Source organism: Curtobacterium sp. SORGH_AS_0776 (genome assembly GCF_031453355.1).
GTDB lineage: Bacteria > Actinomycetota > Actinomycetes > Actinomycetales > Microbacteriaceae > Curtobacterium.
Genome location: NZ_JAVIYU010000001.1, coordinates 3,704,993 through 3,719,967, shown reverse-complemented (window position 1 = coordinate 3,719,967; position 14,975 = coordinate 3,704,993). Strand labels below are relative to the sequence as shown.

The 14,975-nt window shown below is 70.4% G+C and carries 16 protein-coding genes; 8 read left to right on the top strand and 8 right to left on the bottom strand.

The window, feature by feature from the left end:
* Positions 1-148 precede the first annotated feature (148 nt).
* Positions 149-1,651, top strand: a complete 1,503-nt coding sequence (locus QE359_RS18115) for an alpha-N-arabinofuranosidase (protein WP_309780218.1) — start codon at positions 149-151, stop codon at positions 1,649-1,651.
* A gap of 414 nt (positions 1,652-2,065) precedes the next feature.
* Here QE359_RS18115 and QE359_RS18110 read toward each other — a convergent pair whose 3' ends face one another.
* Both QE359_RS18110 and QE359_RS18105 read right to left on the bottom strand, forming a co-directional pair.
* The gene (locus QE359_RS18110; protein ID WP_309780217.1) at positions 2,066-2,356 is read right to left on the bottom strand and encodes a hypothetical protein; all 291 of its coding nucleotides are present in this window, start codon (positions 2,354-2,356) and stop codon (positions 2,066-2,068) included.
* A 163-nt stretch (positions 2,357-2,519) separates the two neighbouring features.
* A complete protein-coding gene (locus tag QE359_RS18105) occupies positions 2,520-3,557 on the bottom strand; it encodes a LacI family DNA-binding transcriptional regulator (RefSeq protein WP_309780216.1) in 1,038 nt (345 codons plus the stop codon).
* A 135-nt stretch (positions 3,558-3,692) separates the two neighbouring features.
* Between QE359_RS18105 and QE359_RS18100 the strand changes: the two genes are divergently transcribed.
* The 5 genes from QE359_RS18100 to QE359_RS18080 all read left to right on the top strand — a co-directional run bounded on the left by QE359_RS18100 (position 3,693) and on the right by QE359_RS18080 (position 9,170).
* Positions 3,693-4,628: a carbohydrate ABC transporter permease gene (locus QE359_RS18100; protein WP_070418185.1), complete on the top strand. Its 936-nt coding sequence runs from the start codon at positions 3,693-3,695 to the stop codon at positions 4,626-4,628.
* Positions 4,625-5,614 carry a carbohydrate ABC transporter permease gene (locus QE359_RS18095; RefSeq protein WP_261646502.1) on the top strand — a complete coding sequence of 330 codons (990 nt, stop codon included), beginning with the start codon at positions 4,625-4,627 and terminating at the stop codon, positions 5,612-5,614. The genes QE359_RS18100 and QE359_RS18095 overlap by 4 nt, the downstream gene beginning before the upstream one ends.
* 99 nt (positions 5,615-5,713) lie before the next feature.
* The gene (locus QE359_RS18090; protein WP_309780214.1) at positions 5,714-7,048 is read left to right on the top strand and encodes a sugar ABC transporter substrate-binding protein; all 1,335 of its coding nucleotides are present in this window, start codon (positions 5,714-5,716) and stop codon (positions 7,046-7,048) included.
* Between the two features lie 71 nt (positions 7,049-7,119).
* Positions 7,120-8,973, top strand: a complete 1,854-nt coding sequence (locus tag QE359_RS18085) for a beta-galactosidase (protein WP_309780213.1) — start codon at positions 7,120-7,122, stop codon at positions 8,971-8,973.
* A gap of 44 nt (positions 8,974-9,017) precedes the next feature.
* On the top strand, positions 9,018-9,170 hold the full coding sequence (locus QE359_RS18080) for a hypothetical protein (protein WP_175473683.1): 153 nt from the start codon (positions 9,018-9,020) through the stop codon (positions 9,168-9,170).
* A gap of 12 nt (positions 9,171-9,182) precedes the next feature.
* Here the strand turns inward: QE359_RS18080 and QE359_RS18075 are convergent, their stop codons facing one another.
* Both QE359_RS18075 and QE359_RS18070 read right to left on the bottom strand, forming a co-directional pair.
* Positions 9,183-9,635 carry a hypothetical protein gene (locus tag QE359_RS18075; RefSeq protein ID WP_309780212.1) on the bottom strand — a complete coding sequence of 151 codons (453 nt, stop codon included), beginning with the start codon at positions 9,633-9,635 and terminating at the stop codon, positions 9,183-9,185.
* Positions 9,632-9,967 carry a biopolymer transporter Tol gene (locus QE359_RS18070; protein ID WP_309780211.1) on the bottom strand — a complete coding sequence of 112 codons (336 nt, stop codon included), beginning with the start codon at positions 9,965-9,967 and terminating at the stop codon, positions 9,632-9,634. The genes QE359_RS18075 and QE359_RS18070 overlap by 4 nt, the downstream gene beginning before the upstream one ends.
* Positions 9,968-10,006: 39 nt before the next feature.
* Between QE359_RS18070 and QE359_RS18065 the strand changes: the two genes are divergently transcribed.
* Positions 10,007-11,080, top strand: coding sequence for a spore photoproduct lyase family protein (locus tag QE359_RS18065; protein WP_309780210.1), 1,074 nt, complete (start codon positions 10,007-10,009; stop codon positions 11,078-11,080).
* Between the two features lie 51 nt (positions 11,081-11,131).
* On the opposite strand, the gene QE359_RS18060 is transcribed toward QE359_RS18065, so the two are convergent.
* The 4 genes from QE359_RS18060 to QE359_RS18045 all read right to left on the bottom strand — a co-directional run bounded on the left by QE359_RS18060 (position 11,132) and on the right by QE359_RS18045 (position 13,452).
* Positions 11,132-11,308 (bottom strand): CsbD family protein, encoded by a 177-nt coding sequence (locus QE359_RS18060; protein ID WP_139199296.1) that lies wholly within the window; start codon positions 11,306-11,308, stop codon positions 11,132-11,134.
* Between the two features lie 131 nt (positions 11,309-11,439).
* Positions 11,440-12,540, bottom strand: a complete 1,101-nt coding sequence (locus QE359_RS18055; RefSeq protein ID WP_309780209.1) for an SDR family oxidoreductase — start codon at positions 12,538-12,540, stop codon at positions 11,440-11,442.
* An 8-nt stretch (positions 12,541-12,548) separates the two neighbouring features.
* A complete protein-coding gene (locus QE359_RS18050) occupies positions 12,549-13,139 on the bottom strand; it encodes a hypothetical protein (RefSeq protein ID WP_309780208.1) in 591 nt (196 codons plus the stop codon).
* A 1-nt stretch (position 13,140) separates the two neighbouring features.
* The gene (locus tag QE359_RS18045) at positions 13,141-13,452 is read right to left on the bottom strand and encodes a DUF3253 domain-containing protein (RefSeq protein WP_309780207.1); all 312 of its coding nucleotides are present in this window, start codon (positions 13,450-13,452) and stop codon (positions 13,141-13,143) included.
* Between the two features lie 225 nt (positions 13,453-13,677).
* Between QE359_RS18045 and QE359_RS18040 the strand changes: the two genes are divergently transcribed.
* The gene (locus QE359_RS18040; protein WP_309780469.1) at positions 13,678-14,964 is read left to right on the top strand and encodes an alpha-amylase family glycosyl hydrolase; all 1,287 of its coding nucleotides are present in this window, start codon (positions 13,678-13,680) and stop codon (positions 14,962-14,964) included.
* Positions 14,965-14,975: the final 11 nt, after the last annotated feature.

The window sequence follows — 14,975 nt, the reverse complement described above, 5'->3', positions numbered from 1 at the left end:
GTGCCGCCACCCTTTGGACACGGGTGACTGCCGATCCGTGATGTTCGGGGGCGCCCCCTTTCGTGTCGCGCGGAAAGCCGCTAGCGTTTCGGGAACGTGAGCGCTCACTTTGACCGAGCGCAGGCTGCCCCACGATCGAAGGAGATCCATGCCCCGCACACACCTCGTCCTCGACGCCGCGTTCACCGTGGGGCCGGTGCGACGTCGCCTGTTCGGCGGGTTCGTCGAACACCTCGGACGCCACGTCTACGACGGCATCCACGAGCCGTCGCACGAGACCGCCGACGAGCACGGCTTCCGCAAGGACGTCATCGACCTCGTCAAGGACCTCAACGTGTCCGCGATCCGCTACCCCGGCGGCAACTTCGTCTCCGGCTACAAGTGGGAGGACGGCGTCGGCCCGGTCGAGCAGCGCCCCCGCCGACTCGACCTCGCCTGGCACTCGACCGAGACGAACGAGGTCGGCTTGCACGAGTTCCAGCACTGGCTCGACCAGGTCGGCTCGGAGCTCATGCTCGCCGTCAACCTCGGCACGCGCGGCACGCAGGAGGCCATCGAGCTCCTCGAGTACGCGAACATCGACGCCGGCACCGCGCTCAGCGAGTACCGGAAGTCGAACGGCCGCCAGGAGCCCTTCGCCATCAAGATGTGGTGCCTCGGCAACGAGATGGACGGCCCGTGGCAGCTCGGTCACAAGAACGCCGAGGACTACGGCAAGCTCGCCGCCATGACCGCCAAGGCCATGCGGCAGATCCAGCCCGACCTCGAGCTCGTCGCCTGCGGTTCCTCCGGGGCGTCGATGCCGACGTTCGGCGAGTGGGAGCGGACCGTCCTCGAGCACACCTACGACGACGTCGACTACATCTCCGCCCACGCCTACTACGAGGAGGGCGACGACCTCGCCTCCTTCCTCGCCTCCGGCGTGAACATGGACCACTTCATCAAGACGGTCACGACCGCCGCCGACCACGTGCAGGCGCAGAAGAAGTCCGACAAGCGGATCGACATCTCCTTCGACGAGTGGAACGTCTGGTCCATCTCGAAGTGGAACGAGCAGCAGAAGACCTTCGAGCTGCAGGACTGGCCGGTCGCCCCGCGCCTGCTCGAGGACGTCTACACGGTCGCCGACGCCGTCGTCGTCGGTGGCCTGCTCATCTCGCTGCTGCGGCACGCCGACCGCGTCGCCTCGGCCTCGCTCGCGCAGCTCGTCAACGTCATCGGCCCGATCATGACCGAGCCCGGCGGCCCGGCCTGGCGCCAGACGACGTTCTTCCCGTTCTCGCTGACGTCGAAGCTCGCCAACGGCACGTCGCTGCAGGTCAAGGCCTCGGGTGACACGGTCGACGGCGGCAAGTACGGCGAGGTCCCGGTCGTCGACTCGGCCGCCACGGTCTCGGACGACGGCGCCGCGGTGTTCCTCGTGAACCGGCACCCGTCGGAGTCGACCACAGTCACGATCGACCTCGCCGGCCTGTCGGTCGACGGTGACGTCCGTGCCGAGGGCGTCTGGGACGACGACCTGCACGCCGTGAACGACCTGGCGAACACCGAGCGCGTCGGGCTCCGCACGAACGAGTCCGTCCGCCGCGAGGGTGACACCATCACGATCGAGCTCCCGCCGGTCTCCTGGACCGCCGTGTCGATCGGCTGAGACGCCTCGGCGCACGCTGCGGCGGGCGTCGAGTGAGCACAGAGGGCGTCGGACCGCTTCGCGGTACCGGCGCCTTCTGCCGTGCGGCGCGGCCGCGGGGCGAGCGCGGCGCGGTCGCGACTTCACGGGGTGGGTGACAGTTCACGGGGCTGTTGGCGCGTGAGGTGCCGGTGGACGCGCGAGGTGCGCGACGGCGGACGGGACGCGCGGTGCGGGCTGGCGCCGCGCCTCCCGTCCGTCGGGCGGTGCGGCGCGGTCCGTGCTGCGGAAGCGACACCGTGCCGCGTGCGGCGCGCGTCCGTGTCGCCAGGGCGACAGATGTGCGCCGGAGGTCCGCTGTGACGTGTCGCTTTCGCGACGGCGGACGGGAGGCGCGGTGCGGACGGGCGCCGCGCCTACCGTCTGTCGGGTGCGTCAGGCGTGCGGCGGCGTGCAGCGCACAGCGCGCGCCCGCCACGAGATCTCCTCGACGAAGGCGGCCGTGTCGGGGCCGAGCGGATCGTCGGCGGCGTCCTCGATGAGGAGCCCGAGCGCCGGGGCGAGCAGGAACGAGGTCGTCGTGGTGCTCCCGAACGCGTCGACGGTGGGGACGGCGACGGTGTCCGCGAGTCCGGCGTGCGCGAGTGCTGCGGCGTAGTCCAGCACGGCGTCCGCGGCCTCGTCAGAGGTCAGGACGGCGGTCAGGCCGTACACGATGTTCTTCATGATCCGAACGCGCCGAGGTGGGGAGATGAGGACCGCAGCGGTGGCTCGTCCTCCGGACACACGGAAGTGGCGCACACCCGGGGCCGGGACAGCAGACCGGCTCCGTGTGCACGGTACGCCCCACGCGCTGACCGTGTGACGGACGCCGTGGCCGCGAGGTCGGTCAGGCCGGCGGCGGCGCCGTGCTCGCCCGGACCACCAAGCGGACCGGCACGAGGTCGGCCTCGGCGCGGACCGGCTGCCCGTCGATCTGAGCGAGGAGGTTCCGGACCGCCCGGCGCCCGACCTCGTCGAAGGACTGGTGCACGGTGGTCAGCGGCGGCCAGAACGAGTCGGACTCGGGGGAGTCGTCGAAGCCCACCACGCTGAGGGTCTCCGGCACGGGCCGCCCGAGCTCGTGGGCGGCGCGGAGCACCCCGAGGGCCGTCTGGTCGTTCGCGGCGAACACGGCGGTGATCTCGGGGCGTCGAGCGATCTCCTGCCCGGCGCGGTACCCGGACTCGGCGCCCCAGCCGCCGCGGAACACCGGCGGGACGGTGCGCCCCGCGGCCTCGAGCGTGGCCTGCCAGGCGGCGAGACGCCGGGCGGCCGAGTACGACGACTCGGGGCCGGCGACGTGCCAGACGGTCTCGTGCCCGAGGTCGAGCAGGTGCTGCGTGGCCCGGCGGGCGCCGTCGGCCTGGTCGGTGTCGATCGCCGGGTGCTGCGTGGTGCCGGTCGAGTCGACGACGACCATCGGGACGCCGTCGGGCAGCACGACCTCGGCCGTGTCGATGATGTGCGACTCGATGATGATGACGACACCGTCGACGGCCTGTTCGTGCAGGCGGGAGAAGGCCGAGCGGACGCCTTCCTCGGTGCGGGAGGCCATCGGCAGCAACGTGATCGTGAAGTCGGCGACACCAGCAGCGTCGGCGATCGCCTCGAGCGTGCGCATGTTGCCGTACGACGCGAGGGTGAACATGATCACGCCGATCGTCCGGAAGCGCCCGGAGCGGAGGGCCCGGGCAGCGCGGTTCGGGCGGTAGCCGAGGTCGTCCATGACGCGCTGGACCCGGTCGCGGGTGTCCGGCGAGACGTTGTCGAAGCCGCGGGCGACGCGGGACACGGTCTGCATCGAGACCCCGGCGGCCTCGGCCACGGCGGCCATCGAAGGGGACCGGCGCGTGGCGGACAGGTCGGTCGTCAGGGGGTCTCCCATCGGTTGCGAGTGGACGTCGAGCGCGACGGCCTGCACCGGACGCTAGCGCATGTTGACGTTGCCATGCTATCGTCGCGCCGTTCGATGTTGACGTCAACATCGACGGACCCGAACACAGCACGACAAGGGAGTCACATGAGCACGCTGGAAGCGCGCGCAGCCGGAGCCACCGCCCCGGCCGTGCCACCGCGGCGCCGCGCCAGACCGCGCGGCCGGTACACGGGATGGCTCTTCGTCGGCCCGTTCGTCGTCGTCCTCGTCGCGATGCTCATCGTCCCGATCGGCTACGCGCTCTGGCTCAGCCTCTTCCGCGACCAGCTCATCGGCGGCAACCAGTTCGTCTGGTTCGCCAACTACGTACAGCTCTTCCAGGACGCGAAGTTCTGGTCGGGTCTCGGCCGGGTCGCGGTGTTCCTCGTCGTGCAGGTCCCGATCATGCTCGGCCTCGCGCTCGTCGCCGCCCTCGCACTCGACAGCGCGCGGCTCTGGGGAACGAGCTTCTTCCGCATCGCGGTGTTCCTGCCCTACGCGGTCCCCGGTGTCGTCGCCGCGCTGATCTGGGGCTTCATCTACGGCAACCAGTTCGGCCTCACCGGTACCGCGAACCACGCGCTCGGCATCGACCTGCTGCAGCCGTTCAGCCCGGACTGGGTCCTCACGTCGATCGGCAACGTGGTCACGTGGGAGTTCCTCGGCTACAACATGCTGATCTTCTACGCCGCGCTCCGCACCGTGCCCGGCGAGCTGTACGAGGCGGCCGAGCTCGACGGCGCCGGCCCGATGCGCACGGTCTTCTCGATCAAGCTCCCGGCCCTGCGCGGCCCGATGGTCATCGCCACGATCTTCTCGATCATCGGCAGCTTCCAGCTCTTCAACGAGCCGAACCTGCTCAAGACGCTCGCCCCGAACGTCATCGGCAGTGCCTTCACGCCGAACATGTACGCCTACTCGCTGTCCTTCAGCGGCCAGCAGTTCAACTACTCCGCCACCGTCGCGATCGTCATGGGCGTGATCACCGCGGTGATCGCCTACGTCGTCCAGGTCCGCGGCACCCGCGAGGAGAACCGATGAGCACCCTGCAGCACCCGGCGACCGGCGCGTCCGGCCCGGCCACCGTCACCGAGGCGACCACGACGCTGCGCGACCCGCAGGCCCGGTCGACCCGCGCCTCCAGGCGTGCCGAGCGGAAGGCCGAGCAGCACGTCGACGGACGCAAGCCGAAGCGTTCCGGCCTCCTCACGGCCGTGATGATCGTCTTCGTCGTCTACTCGTTCGCGCCGCTGTTCTACCTGCTCGTGAACAGCACGAAGACGCAGGCCTCGCTCCTGTCGACCTTCGGCCTGTGGTTCGGCGGGAAGTTCAACCTCTGGCAGAACATCGTCGACACGCTGACGTACAACGACGGCATCTTCGTGCAGTGGCTCGGCAACACGCTGCTCTACGTGGTCGTCGGCGCCGGTGGCGCGACCCTCCTCGCCACGATCGCCGGCTACGGCATGGCGAAGTTCCAGTTCCCCGGCCGTCGCGCGGTCTTCGCCGTCGTCCTCGGAGCGATCGCCGTCCCCGGCACCGCCCTCGCCGTCCCGACCTTCCTGCTCTTCTCGCAGTTCGGCCTGACGAACACCCCGTGGGCGATCATCCTGCCGTCGCTCATCAGCCCGTTCGGCATGTACCTGATCTGGACCTACGCGGTGGACGCGATCCCCGCCGAACTCCTCGAGGCCGCCCGCATGGACGGCGCCGGCGAGTTCCGGATCTTCTTCACGATCGCGCTCCGCCTGCTCGCGCCCGGTGTCGTCACGGTCCTGCTCTTCGCGGTCGTGGCCACCTGGAACAACTACTTCCTGCCGCTCATCATGCTGAGCGACCCGAAGTGGTACCCGCTGACGGTCGGCCTCAACCAGTGGAACGCGCAGGCCACCGGGTCCGGTGCCGAGCCGATCTACAACCTCGTCGTCACGGGATCGCTCCTCACGATCATCCCGATCGTGGTCGCGTTCCTATTCCTCCAGCGCTTCTGGCAGTCCGGCCTCGCGGCCGGTTCCGTCAAGGCCTGATCCGTCGGACGGGAGGCACGCAGCGGCCCCGCCACGCGCCTCCCAGCCCGACACACAGCAGCTCCACCCCCTCTCCACGAAGAAGTGAAAGGCACCTCCATGAACAAGCGTCTCCGGCGCGGCCTCAGCGCCGTCGCCATCGGCGTCACCGCAGCCGTCGCCCTCGCCGCCTGCGCCTCCGGCGGCTCCTCGTCCGGCGGGTCGTCCGACGACATCTCGAAGGCCCTCAAGGACGGCGGCACGCTGACCTACTGGTCGTGGACCCCGTCCGCGAAGGACCAGGTCGCCGCGTTCGAGAAGGCCTACCCCAAGGTGAAGGTCAAGCTCGTCAACGCCGGCACCGGCGCCGACCAGTACACGAAGCTCCAGAACACGATCAAGGCCGGCTCGGGTGCCCCCGACGTCGCCCAGGTCGAGTACTACGCGCTCCCGCAGTTCGCGCTGTCCGACTCGCTGCTCGACCTGTCCTCGTACGGGTTCGGCGACCTGAAGGACAAGTTCGCGACGAGCACGTGGAACTCGGTCGACATGGACGGCAAGATCTACGGGCTGCCCCAGGACTCCGGCCCCATGGCGCTGTTCTACAACAAGAAGGTCTTCGACAAGTACGGCATCGACGTGCCGACGACGTGGGACGAGTACGTCGCCGCGGCCAAGAAGCTGCACGAGGCCGACCCGGACGCGTACATCGCGGCCGACTCCGGCGACGCGGGCTTCACCACGAGCATGATCGCCCAGGCCGGCGGCACGCCCTTCACCACGAAGGGCGACAAGGTCACGATCAACCTCGAGGACGCCGGCACGAAGAAGTGGACCAAGACCTGGGACCAGCTCGTCGAGCAGGGTCTGCTGTCGAAGACCGTCGGCTGGAGCGACGACTGGTACAAGCAGCTCGGCAACGGCCAGATCGCCACGCTCATCACCGGCGCCTGGATGCCCGGCAACCTCGAGGCGAGCGTCGCCGACGCCAGCGGTGACTGGCGCGTCGCGCCGATGCCGACCTACGACGGCGGCACCGCGCAGACCGCGAACAACGGCGGCAGCGCCGAGGCGGTCATGAAGCAGTCGAAGAACCCGGCCCTCGCGGCGGGCTTCCTCAAGTGGCTGAACTCCTCGAAGGAGTCGACCGGCATCTTCATGAAGTCCGGTGGGTTCCCGTCGACCACCGCCGACCTCGAGTCCTCGGCGTTCCTCGACGAGAAGCCGGAGTACTTCGGCGGCCAGCAGATCAACAAGGTGCTCGTCGACGCGTCGAAGTCGTCCGACAACGACTTCACCTACCTGCCCTACCAGGTGTACGCGAACAGCGTGTACGCGGACACCGTCGGCCAGTCGTACGAGAACGGCACCTCGCTCGAGAGCGGTCTCGCCGCCTGGCAGAAGGCCCTCGCGAAGTACGGCAAGGACCAGGGCTTCACGGTCTCGTCCAAGTAGTCACCACACCAGTTCGACCCGGGGCCGTGCGGAACCTTCCGCACGGCCCCGTCTCCTGAAAGAGTTCCCCCATGCGCTTCGCCATCGGCGACACCGACTTCCTGCTCGACGGCGAGCCGCACCGGATCCTGTCCGGCGCGATCCACTACTTCCGCGTCCACCCCGACCTGTGGGCGGACCGGATCCGCAAGGCGAAGCTGATGGGGCTCAACACCATCGAGACGTACGTCGCCTGGAACGCGCACGCGCCGTCGCCTTCTTCGTTCAGTTTCGAGGACGGTCTCGACCTCGGCCGCTTCCTGGACCTCGTCGCCGCCGAGGGCATGCACGCCATCGTCCGTCCCGGCCCCTACATCTGCGCCGAGTGGACGAACGGCGGCCTGCCGTACTGGCTCTTCGCCGACGGCACCGTCGGGGTCCGCCGCGACGAGCCGGGGTTCCTCGCCGCCGTGCAGGGGTACTTGGAGCATCTCGCGCCGGTGCTGGTCCCGCGGCAGATCGACCACGGCGGGCCGATCGTGCTCGTGCAGGTCGAGAACGAGTACGGCGCGTACGGCTCCGACCCCGTGTACCTGCGGAAGCTCGAGGCGATGCACCGCGCGATCGGGCTCACCGTCCCCTTCACGAGCGTCGACCAGCCGATGGGCACGATGCTCGAGGACGGTTCGCTGCCCTCGTTGCACAAGACCGGGTCGTTCGGCTCGCGTTCCGTCGAACGGCTCGCACGGCTCCGACAGGCCCAGCCGACCGGCCCCCTGATGTGCTCCGAGTTCTGGGACGGCTGGTTCGACAGCTGGGGCGAGCACCACCACACCACGCCGGCCGCTGCTTCGGCATCGGACCTCGACGACCTGCTGGCAGCGGGCGGCTCGGTCAACATCTACATGTTCCACGGCGGCACGAACTTCGGCTTCACGAACGGCGCGAACGACAAGGGTGTGTACCGCCCGATCGCGACGTCGTACGACTACGACGCCCCGCTTGACGAGGCCGGGCGTCCGACGGAGAAGTTCCACGCGTTCCGCTCGGTCATCGAGCGCTACGCGCCCGTGCCGCCGCTGCCCGCTGCGATGCAGCCCGGTGGGTCGGGTCGGCTCGGGTCCGTCGGTCCCGTCGGACCCGTCGGTCCCGTCGGGTCGGCTCCGGGCCAGGAGGCTCGGCTCGCCCCCGCCTCGGACGTCGCCGTCGGTCTCGACCGCGTCACACCCCTGCGCGCCCTGCTGCCGTCCCTCACGTCGTGGTCCGCGCACGACACCCCGCCGACGTTCGACGCCCTCGGCGCTGCGAGCGGCTTCGTGCTGTACCGGACCGAGGTGGACCTGCCGTCGGGCGGCGTGCTCACCGTCGGTGAGGAGGTCCGCGACCGCGCGGTCGTCTCCGTGGAGGGGATCGTCGTCGGGGTCCTCGAGCGGGAGCACCACGACCGCGCCATCGCCCTGCCCCCGGTCACCGGGACGCTCGAGCTCCTCGTCGAGGACCAGGGTCGCGTCGACTACGGCCCACGCATCGGCGAGCCGAAGGGCCTGATCGGCGGGATCGCCGTCGACGGGGTCCCGCTCGCCCGCTGGACCGCGTCGCCCCTGGCCCTCGACCCGATGCCCGCGGCCGCGCTGACGATCCTCGCCGACGCCCTGCCCACCGACGGCGACGTGCTGGCCGGACCGGTGTTCGCCACGGGGTCGTTCGACCTCGCCGAGGCAGGGGACCGCTACCTCGCCCTCGACGGGTTCCGGAAGGGCGTCGCCTGGGTGAACGGGTTCTGCCTCGGCCGGTACTGGTCCCGCGGGCCGCAGCAGACCCTGGCCGTCCCCGGACCGGTGCTCCGTGCCGGGAGGAACGACGTCGTCGTCCTCGAACTGCACGCCGCCGCGTCCCGGTCGGTGTGCCTGCGGGTCGAGCCGGACCTCGGGCACACGGAGGGCTGACCGGGTTAGGCTTCGCTGGAGTCCGAGCAGCCGAGGGGGATGCGATGGTGCGGGTGCTGCAGTGGGTGGGGCGCGTGGTCGTCTCCGTGCTCCACGTCCTGGCGGGGGTGCTCACCTCGTTCGGTTCCGGCGGGATCGTCGGTGCGGGAGCGCCGCCGACCCCGACCCCGAACAAGCCCGACGACTACCGCCCCTGACCGCTCCGGGAGTCAGACTGCTCGAGCTCCGGCCCACGCCCGCACCTCGAGCAGCGCCGCACGTCGCCACCGCCACAGTGGGGCGAACTTGGTGCCGTCGTCCTCCCACGCCTGCGTGAGCATCCAGATCTGCCGCCGGTGTTCCGTGCCGCTGTCATCACGCCACTCGACGAACGCGTCGTCGAGCACCGTGGTGATGCCGTCGCGCGGCGCCGACCAGCTGACGAGGAAGCCGTGGTACCGCAGCGTGTCTCCGCACAGTTGGACGCCGAGCCGCGGGAGCCGGACCAACACCCAGGTAGCGATCGCAGCGAACACGACACCCAGGACGAAGACGAAGACCCGGGCTGACGCGCCCCGTGAGAAGGCGACCGAAGCAACCGCGGCACCCGTCCCGATGCCGACGGGACCGAAGACGATCATGTTGAGCACGCGGTCGAGTCGCGGCGGCCGGATGGTCTTCACGGCAGCGGCCGGCTCGAGGCGTCGGGCGAATCGGTGTCGAGCGCGTCGAGGTCGGCGAGGGCCGCTCGGGCGTCGGCGATCCGGTCGGCCTCGGGGCGGGTCCACCACTCGGGTCCGCGTTCGCCGAGCCCGTGCTTCGCCAGGCCGTTGCGGTGCCGTGCTGCGGCGAGGGCGTCCTCGTCGCCGGAGTGCTTGGCCTGCTTGACGGCGTTGCGGCCCCGACCGAGGTGCGACCGGAGTGCTGCGGCGACGTCCTCGGGGAGCGCCGGGTCGGTCCGTCGCCACCGCCGACCGTCGACCACGAAGAAGTGGTCGTCGGGCGTCGCGGTCATGCCGCCAGTCTGTCAGGGGTGGGCGGTAGAACGGCGGTGATGCCCGAACCCCGCACCCGCGCCCTGCTCGACGTCCGCCGGATCTACGCCGAGCCGGCAGCCCTCGGGCTCCAGCGCGGGCAGGAGGTCGTCGGGCAGTGGCCCGACGCCGAGATCGTCCCCGTCGAGTCGCACTGGAACATCCCCGAGGTGCACGGCGACGAACGGAACGTCCAGCGGTGGGTGCGCATCAAGACCGAGGCGCTCGTTCTCGGCGTGAAGAAGTCGCTCGTGACCCGGCCGAACGGGCGCTCGGCGGACTTCATCGCCCCGTCGACGGCGAACGGCTGTGCCATGGCGTGCGCCTACTGCTACGTCCCGCGGCGCAAGGGCTACAGCAACCCGGTGACGGTCTTCGCGAACATCGACCAGATCACGAAGCACGTCGCCCGCAACATCGCGAAGCAGGGGCCGAAGACCGAACCGAACCAGTGCGACCCGCACGCGTGGGTCTACGACATCGGCGAGAACAGCGACTGCTCGGTGGACGCGATGCTCAGCGACAACGTGCGGGACCTCTGCGACCTGTTCCGGATGTCACCGACGGCCAAGGCCTCCTTCGCGACGAAGTACGTCAACCGCGACCTGCTCGACTGGGACCCGATGGGGCGCACGCGCATCCGGTTCTCGCTCATGCCGCACGACACCGCGAAGGTCACCGACATCCGCACCAGCCCGATCGCCGAGCGGATCGCCGCGGTGAACGACTTCGTCGACGCCGGGTACGAGGTCCACCTCAACTTCTCGCCCGTCACCCTGACCCCGACGTGGGAGTCCGACTGGGCCGACCTCCTGCGTCAGGTGGACGACGTCCTCTCCCCGGCGGCGAAGGCGCAGCTCGCGGCCGAGGTCATCTTCCTCACCCACAACGAGCCCCTGCACGAGGTCAACCTCGGCTGGCACCCGAAGGCCGAGGACCTGTTGTGGCGCCCGGACCTGCAGGAGCAGAAGGTGTCGCAGAACGGCGCGGTCAACGTCCGCTACCGCTCCGGGATGAAGGGGCAGCTGGTCGAGCGGTTCCGGGAACTCGTCGCGGAGCACCTGCCGAGCTGCCGCATCCGCTACGCCTTCTGAGACGACGAACGCCCGCGCCGTCGGGCGCGGGCGTTGCGTGGTGCGATGGGCTCAGTGACCGTCGAGGTGGTCCTTCGCCTTCTCGGTCTCGAGACGGCCCTCGCCCATGACCTGGTCCTTCTGGCCCTGGTGCTTGAGCTCGTCGTCGTCGGTGTGCTTGCCGACTGCTTCCTCGACCTTGCCGACGACCTTCTGGGTGACGTCCTTCGCCTTGTCTCCGAGCGACATGGTGTCTTCCTTCCTCCGGGGACCGCCGAGGGTCCTCGGGGCCTGTGCCACGAAGACAACCAGGGCCAGCAGCGCGGCTCGCGGCCGGGCCGCAGGTTCGTGTACCCCGAATACTTCCACCGGGGTACGGATCAGGGGATCAGTCGGTCGGCCCGGTAGCGGTCGAACAGCTCGGCGAAGGCGCGTTCGGTGCGACGGAAGGCGGTGAAACCGGCGTCGCGGCTCTTGCCCATGTCGGTGACGACCTCCATCGCGCGACCGAGGTCGGCGTCGGTGTGCCACCACGAGGCGAGCCGGGCGATGTCGGGTTCGACGAGGCCGTGGCGCTCCGCGATGTCGGCCCACGCAGCCTCGTGCGGCGCCATCTGCTCCTCGAGCGGACGCGGCGCATCCTCGTACCCCACGACCCGCGCCGGGTCGACACCGAGGTGGGCGGCGAGCCGGGGCCACATCCAGCGCCAGCGGAACACGTCGCCGTTCACGATGTTGAACGCCTCGTCGGCACCCTCGGGCGTGGTCGACGCCCAGACCATGTGCTCGGCCAGGATGCCGGCGTCCGTCATGTCGGTGAGGCCGTTCCACTGCGCCTCGCTGCCCGGGAACACGAAGTCCAGACCGAGCTCCTTCGCCAGGGTCGCCTGCACCGCGATCGTCAGCCCCATGTTCATCGCGTTGCCGACCGCGTGGCCGATCACCGTGTGCGAGCGGTGCACCGACCAGGTGAAGCCCTGGCGGTCGGCGGCGGCGAAGAGCTCGTCCTCCTGGGCGTAGTAGAAGTTCGGGGTGTCGAGGCGCGGTTCTTCCTCGTGGAACGGGGTGTCGGGCATCTCGCCGGCGGCGTACGCCTCGAACGGACCGAGGTAGTGCTTCAGGCCGGTCACGAGGGCGACGTGCTCGAGCGGCGCGTGGGCGAGGGCGGCGAGCAGGTCGCGCACCATGCCGCCGTTCACGCGGATGTTCTCGGCCTCGGTGTCCTGCCGCTGCCAGGCGGTGAAGAAGACGTGGGTCGGGCGCTCGTCGGCGAGGGCGGTGCCCAGCGACTCCGGGTCGCGCAGGTCCGCGGCCACGGTGCGGACACCGTCGCGGGCGAGGGGCCGGCGGGAGAGTGCGGTCACCTCCCACCCGAGGTCGAGCAGGTGCGCGACGAGCGCCGATCCGGTGATGCCGCTGGCACCCACCACGAGGGCTCGGGGACGGTCGGGGGACTGTGCGGCGGTGTCGTCGAGGGTCATCCCGGTGGTCAACACGTGTCGTGCTGTGCTTGTTCCCGGACGAGCAGTTGACGCCGCGATTCGAGGCGACTGACCACGGTGATGAACACGGCGACGGCGAGGAGGCCGACCATCAAGGACCATCCAGCCGTCCCGTTGGTCATCGCGACCGAACCGGAGAGCCCGACCAGACTGAGGAACATCCCGACGAGCACCGGGACGGCGGCACGCGACGAGCGGCGCTGCCAGTCGATCATGCTCCGGACGAGTCCTGCGTACGGTTCCGTGACGGTGCCGGGTCGCCGCAACTGTCGTCGGAGTTCGCGACGTTGCGCCGGGGTGAGGACCGCGAGCGGCCGCTCGGGAGCGGTGAGGAAGAACGGCAGCAAGGCCCCGGTCCGGCGGGCACGGATCCACACGGTGACGGTGAGCACTGCACCGATCGCTGCGATGATCGTCCAGACGAGTTCCGCGGGCCGGGTAGTCCCGACGGCGCCGAGTGCGGTCCACAACACCGAGAGTCCGGCGAGGGCGGCCTGTTGCGAGATGCCGATGACGGTGCCGCCGACGGCAGCGAGGTGATCGGCGCGGTGAGTGGCCGTGACGAGGCGGTCGTCCATGTCAGCGCGGTCGGCGGATACGGATCGGGCCCTTGGCGGTGGACGGGTCGACGACGCTGCCGTGCTGGGTGATCTCGACCTCGCCTCTGGACATCATCCGCCGCGCCGCACGCCGGGCGGGTTCCATCAGGTCACGCCAGCCGTCGGGGTCGAGGGCCCGGGCGGCGTCGGACGGGCAGATGCTGGACGTGCGGGCCCGTGCGGCGAGGAGTTCGTCGATGCGCTGCTCGAGCGCGAGGTCGGTTTCGTCGACCCCGTGCTTCCGGCACGCTGCCGAGCACCACTTCGCCTCCGGCCCGGCGGACTCGGGCATCCGTCGTCCGCACGCGGCGCAGGTGCGCTCGGCGTGCGCTGCCTCGGATGCCGATGCATCCGCTGCCGTCCTGATCGCCCGTCCCATTCCTCCATCATGGTCCTCGGCACCCTGTCCGTCCTCAGCACCGGCACGCGTGACCCAGCCGGCGCTGGCACGATCGGGTCGGTGAACACCGACACTGCACCCGAGCGTCCCGCCGAGCCCGCCTGGGTCGAGCACGTCATGTGGTGGCACGTCTACCCACTCGGGTTCGTCGGTGCCGACGTCCGGCCGGACACCCCCGTGGACGAACGCTCCGTCGACCACCGGCTCGGCCGCATCGAGCCCTGGCTCGACCACGTCGTGGACCTCGGGCTGAACGGGCTGCTGCTGGGCCCCGTCTTCACGAGCTCGACGCACGGCTACGACACGGTCGACCACTTCCGGATCGACCCGCGGCTCGGTGACGACGACGACTTCGACCGGCTCGTCACGGCCGCGCACGACCGGGGGATCCGGGTCCTGCTCGACGGGGTGTTCAACCACGTCGGACGGGAGCACCCGGCCTTCCGCGCCGTCGAGGAGCAGGGCCCGGACGCGCCGACGGCGGATCTGTTCGCGATCGACTGGGCAGGCTGGTCGCCCGGCGACGACGTGCCGGTCGGACTCTTCGAGGGGCACGACATCCTGGTCGCGCTCGACCACGGCAGCCGGGCCACCGAGGACCTCGTCGTCGAGGTGATGACGCACTGGCTCGCACGGGGCGTCGACGGCTGGCGACTCGACGCGGCCTACGCGGTACCGACGGCGTTCTGGGCACGGGTGCTGCCGCGCGTCCGGGAGCGCTTCCCGGACGCCTGGTTCACGGGCGAGGTCATCCACGGCGACACGGCTGCGTTCGTCCGCGCCTCGACGGTCGACTCCACCACGCAGTACGAGCTCTGGCAGGGCATCTGGCACGGCATCGCCGACCGGAACTGCTTCGAGCTCGCCCACGCCGTCGAACGGCACGACGAACTGCTCGCTGCACAGGCGCCGAGCACGTTCGTCGGCAACCACGACGTGACGCGCATCGCGAGCGCCGTGGGGGAGCGGTTCGCCGGGCACGCCGCCGCCGTCCTCTTCACGGTCGCCGGGACCCCGAGCGTCTGGGCCGGTGACGAGTACGGCTGGACGGGGGTGAAGGAGGAGCGCGTCGGCGGGGACGATGCCGTCCGCCCGGAGTTCCCAGCCGCTCCGCCCGAGTCCGTGGCGCTCACGCACACGTACGAGGCGCTCATCGCCCTCCGTCGCCGCGAGCCCTGGCTGCACCGCGCCCACACCGACGTCGTCCACCTGACGAACACCGCGATCGTGCTGCGGACCGCGACCGCGGAGCGGGCGGTGGTGACCGCCCTGAACCTGTCGCCCGATCCCGTCGACCTGCCCACAGCGGGTGCGACGCGCGTCGAGGCGGGCGGAGCCGACGTCGGGGACGGGACCCTGCGCCTCCAGGGCGCCGCCTGGGCCGTCCTGACGGCCGCCCACTGAACCGAGACTCG